This window comes from Leucobacter sp. M11 (assembly GCF_035726885.1).
In the GTDB taxonomy this organism is placed as follows: domain Bacteria; phylum Actinomycetota; class Actinomycetes; order Actinomycetales; family Microbacteriaceae; genus JAPFRB01.
Window position 1 is genome coordinate 280,975 of the sequence record NZ_JAPFRB010000002.1, and the last position, 10,540, is coordinate 291,514.

The 10,540-nt window shown below is 72.3% G+C and carries 9 protein-coding genes; 2 read left to right on the plus strand and 7 right to left on the minus strand.

The window, feature by feature from the left end:
• Positions 1 to 140 precede the first annotated feature (140 nt).
• Positions 141 to 581 carry a large conductance mechanosensitive channel protein MscL gene (gene mscL, locus OOT08_RS05590; RefSeq protein WP_325091594.1) on the plus strand — a complete coding sequence of 147 codons (441 nt, stop codon included), beginning with the start codon at positions 141 to 143 and terminating at the stop codon, positions 579 to 581.
• A 106-nt stretch (positions 582 to 687) separates the two neighbouring features.
• On the opposite strand, the gene OOT08_RS05595 is transcribed toward mscL, so the two are convergent.
• From OOT08_RS05595 to OOT08_RS05605, 3 genes are all read right to left on the minus strand, one after another.
• Positions 688 to 900, minus strand: coding sequence for a hypothetical protein (locus tag OOT08_RS05595; RefSeq protein ID WP_325091595.1), 213 nt, complete (start codon positions 898 to 900; stop codon positions 688 to 690).
• A complete protein-coding gene (locus OOT08_RS05600) occupies positions 897 to 4,745 on the minus strand; it encodes an AAA family ATPase (RefSeq protein ID WP_325091596.1) in 3,849 nt (1,282 codons plus the stop codon). The genes OOT08_RS05595 and OOT08_RS05600 overlap by 4 nt, the downstream gene beginning before the upstream one ends.
• A gap of 68 nt (positions 4,746 to 4,813) precedes the next feature.
• Positions 4,814 to 6,094, minus strand: coding sequence for a uracil-xanthine permease family protein (locus OOT08_RS05605; protein ID WP_325091597.1), 1,281 nt, complete (start codon positions 6,092 to 6,094; stop codon positions 4,814 to 4,816).
• A 169-nt stretch (positions 6,095 to 6,263) separates the two neighbouring features.
• Here OOT08_RS05605 and OOT08_RS05610 point away from each other — a divergent pair, with 169 nt between their 5' ends.
• Positions 6,264 to 6,800 (plus strand): hypothetical protein, encoded by a 537-nt coding sequence (locus tag OOT08_RS05610; protein WP_325091598.1) that lies wholly within the window; start codon positions 6,264 to 6,266, stop codon positions 6,798 to 6,800.
• Between the two features lie 25 nt (positions 6,801 to 6,825).
• Here OOT08_RS05610 and OOT08_RS05615 read toward each other — a convergent pair whose 3' ends face one another.
• The 4 genes from OOT08_RS05615 to OOT08_RS05630 all read right to left on the minus strand — a co-directional run.
• Positions 6,826 to 7,281 carry a cupin domain-containing protein gene (locus OOT08_RS05615; RefSeq protein WP_325091599.1) on the minus strand — a complete coding sequence of 152 codons (456 nt, stop codon included), beginning with the start codon at positions 7,279 to 7,281 and terminating at the stop codon, positions 6,826 to 6,828.
• A 34-nt stretch (positions 7,282 to 7,315) separates the two neighbouring features.
• Positions 7,316 to 8,737 (minus strand): NAD(P)/FAD-dependent oxidoreductase, encoded by a 1,422-nt coding sequence (locus tag OOT08_RS05620; protein ID WP_325091600.1) that lies wholly within the window; start codon positions 8,735 to 8,737, stop codon positions 7,316 to 7,318.
• 132 nt (positions 8,738 to 8,869) lie between these two features.
• Complete coding sequence (locus OOT08_RS05625) at positions 8,870 to 9,049, minus strand: HPP family protein (protein WP_325091601.1); 180 nt, start codon at positions 9,047 to 9,049, stop codon at positions 8,870 to 8,872.
• A gap of 9 nt (positions 9,050 to 9,058) precedes the next feature.
• Positions 9,059 to 10,540: CYTH and CHAD domain-containing protein (locus OOT08_RS05630; RefSeq protein WP_325091602.1), on the minus strand; the 1,482-nt coding region annotated here is incomplete at its 5' end.

Consider the following 10,540-nt stretch of genomic DNA (forward strand, 5'->3'; position numbering starts at 1 on the left):
GGCTCATCCGCCGCACCGTCGTCAAGCTCGTCTTCCTAGTCGGCTCCCCCTAGAATTTTCTCAGGCGCACCCCTGGGGCGCGCCTGAACGCAACCGACCGGCCGGCTGCCGGGAACAGGCACACTGAGGAGGGGCAGACTATGTTCAAGGGCTTCAAAGATTTTCTGATGCGGGGCAACGTCATCGACCTCGCGGTCGCGGTCGTCATCGGCGCCGCGTTCAACGCGGTCGTCGAGAAGGTCGTCTCCGCGCTGATCAACCCCCTCATCAGCATGCTCTTCAAGGCGGACAGCCTGGATACCGCCTGGGTCTACACCCTGCCCGGCGGGGACAAGCTGGCCTTCGGCGCGATCGTTGGCGCCCTCCTGAACTTCCTGATCGTCGCCGCGGTCGTGTACTTCGTCTTCGTGATGCCGATGAACACGCTGCGCGAGAAGACCGCGAAGACCGAGGAAGAGGAGGTCGCCGCGGCGACCGAGGCCGAGCTGCTCACCGAGATCCGCGATCTGCTCCGCGCCCAGCAGGGGGCCTCCCCCGCGGATGCGCTGGGCTCGGCCCCGAGCAAGCACGCCGACTCCTAAGCGAGCCAGCACCCACGCCAGGCGTTCGTCGCGGGCGGCGCTGCGGGCCGAAGCGATCTCGTTTCGGAAGCGCAGCGCCGTGCTGCACGAGCGCCTGGCGTGTGCGTTACGACCAGTGCGGGGGTTTGTCGCGGCGCAGCTCCGCCTCGCGGGAACGCTCGGCGGCCTGCCCCTCTCCCCAGGCGCCCGGCGCGTCTTCCTCGGCGAGCGCGTCGAGCGGGTGGTCCCCGGGTCGCTCATCGGTGCCGGGGGCGGCGGGACGGCTCACCCGGCGCGAGCGGCGGGGCGTGCGGGGCGACTTCGGCGCTGCCTCGGTCATCCGGCGGAACGGACGCCAGCGGCCCCCGCGGCGGCGGTTCCCTCGCCGAGCGCGGCGGCCTGCGCCTCTGCGTCATATCCGAGCAGCTGGGCGATGCGCAGCGCCACGCGGTCGGGGTCGCTGAACAGGTCGAAGCTGTGCACCCGGTGCACGTGCCAGCCGAGTCGGCGAAGCACGGCGGGCCGGAGCCGAAGCGCCTCGCGCAGGCTGTGCTCCCCGCCCCAGAGATCGGATTCGACCGCGACGGCCCGCTCGCCATAGGAGGCGGCCAGCGGGATCTTGCCGCGGTAATCCAGCGCGACGGTGAGGCCGAGCGCGGTCAGGCGCTCCGCGAGGTCGCCGAGCATCGGATCCGCCTCGGCGGGCAGGCCCACCTCGACGGGCTCGTGCTCGTGATTCAGCAGCTCAGCGAGCGCGGCAACGCCGTGACCCGTGCGCTTCGCGTCGAGGTCGCTCGGTCGGAAGCAGCTCACGATGGTCATGCCGCGGCGGGCGCGGGTCATCGCGACCGCGAGCAGGCGTTCCCCGCCGGGCTTGCCGAGCGCGCCGAAGTTCGACAGCACGCGGCCGTGCGGCGTGCGCCCGTAGCCGACGGAGAACACGACCCGGTCCCGGCTGTGCGCCGTGGCCTGCTCAAGGGTGAGCACGGTGAAGGGCTCGGCGCGGTCGGTGAGGAGCATGTCCGAGTGCTCGGGGTACTTCGCGAAGGCCGCGAGCACCGCCTGGTGCACGCGGACCGCGTGCTTCTCGCTCGCCGTGATGACCATGAGGGACTCGCGCGGCCGCTCGCTCGCGTGCTCCAGGACGAGCTGCACAACGCGCTCGACCTCGCCGTCGGTGCTCTCCACCGCGCCGGTGGTCGGGTCGGGCAGGCCGTGGCCGCCCGGGACGAACTCGTGGCGGATGCTGTGGTGGCCGAGGAAGGAGCCCGCCCAGGGCAGCGACTCGATCGCGCCGTCGTAGAAGCGGCTGTTCACCAGGTTCGTCAGGTCCTCGCCGCCCGCACGGTAGCTGCGGGTGAGGACGAAGCCGGGCAGCAACTCCCCGAGCACCGCGAGCGCGGAGCGACCGTGCAGCTCATCCACGGTCTCGGGAGCGGGCTCCCCGTCGACGGCGGCCGGGGCCTCGCCGTCGCGGCCGGGGGTCGTCACGGCGATCTCAAACGCGGAGGGCGTCTGGGTGACGGGGTCACCGAAGGCGACCACCTGCGCGGCGCGGCGGATCGCGCCGACGTTTTCCACGAATGTCGTTGCGCCCGCGTCCACGAGCAGCACCGTGTCGAAGCTCGCGGTGTCGGGCACCTGGTGCACCTCGTAGGGCGAGGCGAGCCAGACCGGCGAGAGCACACCGACGAGGTTCGGGGCGCGCTCAATCAGGGCCCGGGCATCCACCCGGTTCCCGCGCAGGATCTCGCGGAGCGCGCGGGCCTCCTCCGCGTGGTCGAGGATGGACACGCGCCACTCGTCGGCAATCCGGGCGGACAGCACCGCGCCGTTGGCGCCCGAGTGCGCGTCGTCCACGAGCCGGAAGTCCGCCTCGAGGCGATCCAGCACGGAGGTGTTCGCGCTCAGCAGGGCCTTATTCGTCTGGAGCATCCGCTCCAGCACGGACTGCCACCAGGCCTGCTCCAGCTCGAGCGACACCTGCGCGGAGGGCACGTGCCGGGCCGAGAGGTCGTCGAGCAGCGGTTCCAGGTGGGCGGCGCGCAGCTCCTCGACGAGGGCCGTGCGCTCCTGGATGTTGTGCAGCACCTCGGACTCCTCCGCGAGGGAGAGCACGCGCTGGGCCAGCTCGGTGAGCGGCAGGTTCTTCATCCGCAGGTCGTTGTCCGTGACGTCGAGGACCCGATCGAGTTCCTCAAGGTCTTGGAAGACGCTCTGGAAGGCGACGATGACATCGGAGATGCCGAGGGGTACCTCGGGGCGGGCCCCCGCGACGGAGGAGTAGCGCTGCCAGAGCATCCGCTGCTGCTGAATCTGCAGGAGCCGCTCGTACATATCGGTCACGGTCACGCCGGGGCGCACATACTCGCGGGCGAGCTTGCGCAGCCGACGCCGGTTCGCGCCGTTCATCTCCTCGCCGCTGCGCGGGGCGTGCGCGGCGATGACCTCGGTCAGCGACCGGTCGTACACCTCGGGCGTGAAGCGATCCAGCGTCTCCCGGATTCCCATGAGCAGGCGCAGGTAGATGCCGAGCTCGGCGATCGTCTCGTAGCCGCGCATCGCGGTCTGGGTCACGACCTCGTTCGCGAGGGTGATGAGGCGGGGCAGCTCGGACTCCGCGAGCGAGACGGCCCGGGCGTAGGCGCTCTTGGCCTCGTCGGTCGTTCGGAAGTTCACCCCGTACCAGGGCGAGTCCTCTGGCCCGTACTGGAACTGGCCGAGGCCAGCGGCCTCGGTGAGCGAGGCGGCGATGCCCGTGCGGTCCATCGAGAGCGTGTTCAGCGCCGTCTCGTCCAACCGGGCGGTCGTCGCGGGCGGCTCGTCGAGCAGGGCGAGCTTCGTCAGGGCGCGCACGGCCTCGATCGGGGAGACCCCGAAGCGCTCGTCCGGCGCGTTCAGGCTCTGGTGGTAGTCCAGGAGCACGCCGCGCAGGCGCGACAGGGCCTCGTCCACATCGCGCATCTTCGCCGGAACGGCGGTCTCGCACCGGGTGATGGACTCGACGATGTTCCGGCGGAGCAACCGCGGCGTGACCGCGAGGCCGGGCAGGCCGACCCGCCCGAGCCGGTGGGCGATGCCGTCCAGGGTCGCGCGGCGCGGCGAGACCACGAGGACGCGCTTGTTCTGCGCGACGAGCGCGCCGAGCGCGTTCACGACGGTCTGCGTGCCGCCCGTGCCGGGCAGGGTGTGCACGACGAGGGAGTTGCCCGACTCGATGTTCGCGAGGACCTCGTCCTGTTCCAGGTCGCTGTCGTGCAGCGCGCGGTCCGTCTCCGGCGGGCGCTGGTTCGGCGGGGTCGGCTCGGCGGGCTGGAAGCGCTCGCTGAGCTGGACCTGGGCGGGCTCGTTCCCGCAGGCGGCCTGCAGGATCGGGTGGTCAAGCTTCGCGGCGTCGGCCACCATCCGGTCGGCCACGTCGAGGAACGAGGAGGCCACGAGTCGGGGCTGCACGAGGAAACCGGGCACGGCCGCGGTCGCCGCGCGTAGCCGGTCGATCACGGGCTGGGGCTTGAAGACCCCGGCCGACTGGGAGAGCGCGACGAAGGCCTCCGGGTCGAGGCGGATGCCGAACTGCTCGTAGAGCGCGCGGTGCAGCGCGGGATTCACATAGGGTTGCCGCTTGAGCTTCAGCTCGAAGTCGCGGCCATAGCGGCGCACGGCGAGCGGGCGGAGCATGACGGGGGCGCAGTAGTCCGTGCCCTCGAAGGTCCACTTCGCGATGCCGATGCCCAGGTGCACGGTCTCCAGGCCCCGCACGGTGCGCATCTCGATGGCCTTGTCGGTGATCCGGCCCGCGGCCAGGCGCGCGTTCCGCAGGGCGAGATCATCGCGGATCAGCGTGGAGAGCAGGATCTTCTGCCCCGTGATGAACTGGGGCAGCCCACCGGGGTGCGTCGTGGACAGCTCGATCCGGTTGCGCGGGTCGTCGTCGAAGAACAGCAGCGAGGAGCGCCCGCCGATGCGGGCGAGTTCCCGTCGCCAGGCCGCGTGATCCGCGGCGTCGTGGTCCACGGGGGTCAGCGGGCTGAGCGGGGATTCAGGGGTCACGAGGTGCTCCGGAGGGGGTGGGGCCGCTTCGGTTGCGGGCGCCAGGGTGCCCTCGGCGACGGGCGGCTGCGGGCTCGCCGGGGCGGCCTCGCGCTCTTTCCCGCTCGGCCTGCGTTTCCTATCCACTGTCCACACACCGCCACCCTAAGCCGCTCCCGCCGAAATCCAGTGGATTTCGGCGGGAGTTTCGCGGCGGGGCGTGCTTAGGCCTCGGTGCCGCGCAGCTTTGCGACGCCGGTCATGATGTGGAAGACCGCGATCGCGGCGATCGTGCCGAGCGCGATGCCGTTGAAGGTCACCGTCCCCAGGTTGAAGGTGAAGTCAGCGATTCCGACGATCAGGGCGGTCGCGGCCGTGAACTGGTTGACCGGGCGGCTGAAGTCCACCTTGTTGTCGAGCCAGATCTTCACACCGATGATGCCGATCAGGCCGTAGAGGGCGACCGTGACGCCGCCGAGCACGCCCGGAGGGATCGTGTTGATGATCTCGCCGACCTTGGGCGAGAGGCTGAGCAGGATCGCGAAGCCACCGGCCACCCAGTACGCGGCGGTCGAGTAGACGCGGGTGGCCGCCATCACACCGATGTTCTCCCCGTAGGTCGTGGTGCCGGAGCCGCCGCCGAAGCCCGCAATCGTGGTCGCGAGGCCGTCGGCGAAGAGGGCGCGGCCGGTGACCTTGTCGAGGTCCTGGCCGACCATGAGGCCGACCGACTTCACGTGGCCGACGTTCTCGGCGATGAGCACGAGCACGACGGGCAGGAACGCGGGCAGCAGGCCCCACAGCTCGGGCGAGGCGAAGGGGTTCGCGGGCAGGTGGAACTCGGGCAGGCCGAACCAGGCGGCCTCGCTGACGGCGCTGTAGTCCAGCTTGTCGATCAGGGTCGCCGCGATGTATCCGGCGACAACGCCGACGAAGATCGAGAGCCGGGCGAGGATGCCCTTGAAGACGACCGTCGTGAGGATGACCACGGCGAGGGTGATGAGCGCGACGACCGGCGAGGCGACGAAGTTGTCCTTCGCGGCGGGGGCGAGGTTGAAGCCGATGAGGGCGACGATCGCACCCATCACCACGGGCGGCATCAGCCAGTTGATCCAGCCCGTGCCGGTCTTCTGCACGAGCAGCCCAATGAGCGCGAGGAGCACGCCGACCACGACGATGCCGAAGGAGGCCCGCGCGAGGTCGCCCCCGCCCGCGGTCGCGGCGGTGATCGGGGCGATGAAGGCAAAGGAGGAGCCGAGGTAGCTGGGCATCCGGTTTCGGGTCAGCAGCAGGAACAGGATCGTGCCAACGCCGGAGAAGAACAGCGTGGTCGCCGGGGAGAAGCCCGTCAGAATGGGGACCAGGAAGGTCGCGCCGAACATCGCGACGACGTGCTGCGCGCCGAGTCCGATCGTGCGAGGCCAGCTCAGTCGCTCGCCGGGGGCCACGATCGCGCCCGGCTGAACCGTCCGTCCATCACCGTGCTTTTCCCAGGACAGGGCCATGTGTTTCTCTTTTCCATTGCGTGTGGGCCGGGCCCTGCGGGGCCTGCCCGGTGCGCCCCCGGAAGCGCGCACCAGGGGAGAGCATAGCGTGCTCCGGGCGCGCTGGGAACGCGCGCTCCCGCTCCCCCGCCCGTCCGGGGGTCGCCCCACCGGCCCGTAGAATGGGGGTGTGACCAGTCTTGACGCGATGATCGCGGCCGCCGTCGATCAGCTCCGCACCGCGAATGCCCCGACGCAGGCGCTCGCGGAGTCTGTGCCGGAGGGGCGTCGGCTCTGGGTCGTTCGCCGGCCGGCGACGATGCGCCCGCTGGGCCGGGTCTGGCGGCTCGGGGTCTTCCTGCTCGCCGCCGAGGATCCGGCGGGCCTCGTGGCGGGGCCGGCGCTGCTGACGGCGGGCCCGGTCACGACCGCCCGCGAGCGCGGGCGGCTCGGCTACCAGTCCCGCTCCCTGGAGGAGCGGCGCGATGTGCAGGCCGCGGCGTTTCGGGGCGGCTACCCGCCCGGGGAGCCCGTCACCTTCGGGGCCGAGCCCATCGATCTCGCGGCCTGCGCCGCGGCCTGCGCGGCGGGGGGCGATCTCGACGCGGGCTCGCTCCTGGTGCGCTCGGGCGTGCCGCTGGCCCGCTGGCGAGCGGACGCGGACGCGGGGAGCTGCCCGCCCCTGGACCGCTACCTCGCCGAGCGCATCGAGCTCCTGGGGCGCTGAGCCCCCGTGCACCGCGGCCCCGCGGCTAGCCCGCGGGGAGCGAAACGGCGACCTTGCGGATGTGATCGAGCACCGTCCACCGGGTGCGCGAGCCCGCGGTGAGGCGCACCACGTCCCCCGCCCCGACCACGAGCGAGCGGTCCTCGTCCAGGAACTCGATCGTCGCGTTGCCCGAGAGCACCACGAACATCTCCTCCAGCTCCACATCGGTGACCGTGCCCGTGCGCAGTTCCCAGAGGTCGACGTCCACCGCGCCGATCCGCCCGAGCGGCACCAGCCCTTCCCGGGGCGACCCGGCCTCGGTCTGCGCGAGGCTCGGGGCGGCGAGCGGCAGGGAGATGCCGGTTGCGTACACGGCGGCGTTTTCTCCCGCCGGGAGCAGCGCCTCGGCCGACTCGGTCGGCGCTGCGGAGCCCGCCGGGTCGCTCGCGCCGGATGCGGACGGTCTCCGTGCGGGTGGGGTCTCTGCCTGAGGGGACATCGTCGTCACCGTGCTTTCTGTCTGGGGGTGATCGTTAGGAATCGAAGCCGAGGCCGACCGCGTCGAGGGTCCGCAACACCAGGTTCCGCTCCCCCCGGTTGTGGTCCGCCCGGTCGAGGGACCAGCGGGTGGCCTGGATGCCCGCGCTCGCGAGCGGCTCGGGCGGGAACGGCAGGGGGACGGTGCGCACCATCTCGAGCTCGGTGCGCTCGGTCCGTCGCCCGGCCAGGCGGTCGACCAGCACGCGCGCGGCAAAGTGCGTTGCGCCGACGCCGAGCCCGGTGAAGCCCGTGACCAGCTGCACGCGCCCGCCCATCGCCTCGCCGAAAAAGGCGCAGAAGCGGGTGCTCGTGTCGATGACCCCGGCCCAGCGGTGGCTGAAGCGCAGCCCGGCGAGCTGCGGGAAGGTCGTGAAGAAGTGTTCGGCCAGCCGCCGGTGCGTCGCCATTCGGTCCTCGTAGGCGGGGCGAATCCGCCCGCCCGCGTGGTACACGGCGTCGTAGCCGCCCCAGAGGATCCGGTTGTCCGCGGTGAGCCGGGAGTAGTGGAACTGATTCGCCAGGTCGGCGAGCCCCTCGCGACCGTCCCAGCCGATCGAGGCGAGCTGCTGCGCGGATAACGGTTCCGTCATCAGGACGTAGTCGTACACCGGCACGGTGTGCGTGCGGAAGCGTTTGAGCAGCGAGGGGAAGGCATTCGTCGCGAGCGCGACCCGTCCCGCTGTCACCGTGTGCGGTCCGCAATCGAGCTGGATCGGCTCGGTCGCGCGCCCGCGCAGCTCCCGGACCCGGCTGCGCTCATAGATCTCCACGCCCCGGTCCCTCGCGTGCCGGGCGAGCGCGTAGGCGAGCTTCGCGGGGTGCACGAGCGCGGTCTGCCGGGCATCGAACTCCGCGCCGAGGAACGTGGGCGAGTTGATTCGGGCCCGGCTCGCCTCCGCGTCCAGCACGGTTCGACCCGCGCGCGCATCGGCGGAGAGCCAGTCCAGCTGGTGCGGCTCGTTGGCCACGGTGAGGGAACCCGTGCGCTCGAATTCGACGTCGAGCCCGTGCTCCGCGACGAAGCGCTCGATCTCATCCAGGTTCGTCACCCCGAGCCGGTTCAGGGTTCCGATCTCGTCGGGCCAGCGAGCGAGGCCGTTGGCCTCCCCGTGAGTCAGGCTCGCCTCGCAGAAGCCGCCGTTGCGGCCGGAGGCGGCCCAGCCCACCGTTTTGGCCTCCAGCAGGACGACGCGGGCATCGGGGAACGCTTCCCGCAGCCGGATCGCGGTCCACAGCCCGGCGTAGCCGCCGCCGACCACGGCGAAGTCCGCGGTCAGACAGTCGCGGAGCGCCGGGAAGCTCGGGGCGTTTTCGGCCGCGTCCTCCAGCCAGTAGCAGGCCAGGCGGGTCTCGGCGAGCGAGTCTTCGACAAAGCGCGCCGCAGGGCGACGTCGCTCGAATACGGTTTCTGCCACGGTTCTTGTCCTCCCGAACCCGATCCTGGCAGATTCGCGCCCCGGCGTGGCTCAGAGTTTGCCCGGTGCCCGATCCTCGGAGGAAACGCTCGGTTCCCCGGCGCGGCTCCCCGGGGCGATGCTCCGGCCCGGTTACTCGGCCGGGGGCTTCATGATGGCGCCGGTGGCCAGACCCATCGCGAGGCCGGCGGGCAGCCACCACCAAAACTGCGTGAGCAGGCCGAGCACGGTGCCCATGATCGCGCCCATGATGAGGGCCACGATCATCTGCTTGCGCCGCGCGTGCTGACTGGGTTCGCCGGGTTTCGTCATGGCCCTAGCCTACGCTTTCCCCAGCTCGGAAAGAACCGGGTGCGCGGCGGCGAGCGCCGCGAGCGAGCCCTCCCGATCCCCGAAGGCGGCACGGTCGCGGGCGTCGCCGAGGAGATCCTGCACGAGCTTCGCCTCGGCGGCGGTTTCCGGGCTGAACTCCGCGGGGAGCGCGCCGGGTTCCGCGCCGCGGCTCAGCGCTTCGACGGCGTAGCGGACGCGGCGAGCGTCCTTGCGCACGCGGTGCAGCCGCGCGGCCCAGGGGGATTCCCCGGCCGGCTCCGTCGCGGCGTCGGGAACCGTTTCCGGGTCCGCCTCCGCCTCCGCCGCGGTGTCCAGGACGAGGGACCAGTTCGCGAGCAGGTCCTCGGCCCCGGTGCGCAGCCGCTCGCGCCGGAGCCGGAGGAGTCCGGCCAGGGTGTCGGCGCGGCCCGGGGCGGCTTCGGGCGCGGCCTGCGGCTCGGTTTCGGGCGCGGCTCCGGATCCTTCGTCGGCCCCGGACGGGATGGGCGCACGGACGAGCGCCTCGCGGAGCGCGCGCACGGCGTCGCTCAGGGCCCCCGCGTCGAGCCCGGCGACCAGGCGCTCGTGCGCCCGCCGATGCCGGTCCTCGAGCGCGGCGATCTGCTCGGGCGACGCGTCCCGGGCGCGCGCGGCGGCGAGCCGGACCTCGGCGTCCCGCGGTTCGCCGAGGAGCCGGCCCAGGGCGCGGAGGCGTTCCGCGGCGGGGGCGAGGCTGCCGCCCGTCTCGCGGAGGAGGGGGCCGAAGACGTCCAGGAGGCTCCGGCTGCGTCGCACGAGGATCCGAGTCTGGTGCACCCGATCCGGGTCGTCACGAACGAGTTCCTCGTGGGCTGCCGCGAGCCGGTCGGCGAGGTCGCGCAGTGCGGTGCGCACGAGGTCCGCGGCGCTCGTCCCGGATCGGGCCCAGGCGGCGTGCGAGGTGAGCCCCAGCGCGCGCTGAATTTTGGCGTCGCTCGCCGCCGGGGTGGCCCCGGCGTCCCGGAGCTGCTGCTGGACCCGGCCGAAGAGCACGGCGCCGAGGGCGACGTCTTCGACGAGCAGCTCCGCCTCCCACTCGCGCCACTGCCGCACGGTGCCGTCCCGGTGCACGGTCGCGCGCACCCGGTCATCGGCGATCTCGATGAGGTCCTCGCCCGCGTCGGTGCGCAGCGTACTCGTGGCGCGGCTGGTCTCCATCGTCACGGTGGCCTCGAGGCGGAGCTCGGCGGGGTCCTGGCCCGTGCGGCTGGCCAGCTCCTCGCGAGCGCCCGCGGGGAGCTCCTCGGCGTCCGGCCAGCGGAGTTCGTGCACCCCGTCGGGGCGGCGCTCCTTGAGGTGCCAGCCCGCATCGGAGCCGCCCCGGCGGTGCCGGAACGCGGCCCCCGCGCGGGCGAGGACGCGGTCCGCGGTGTCGTAGTACTCGGCGACGAGCTCGTGGGTCCGCCCGGGGGCATGGGTCAGCGCGGGAATCCGCAGCTCGGGCACGGGATG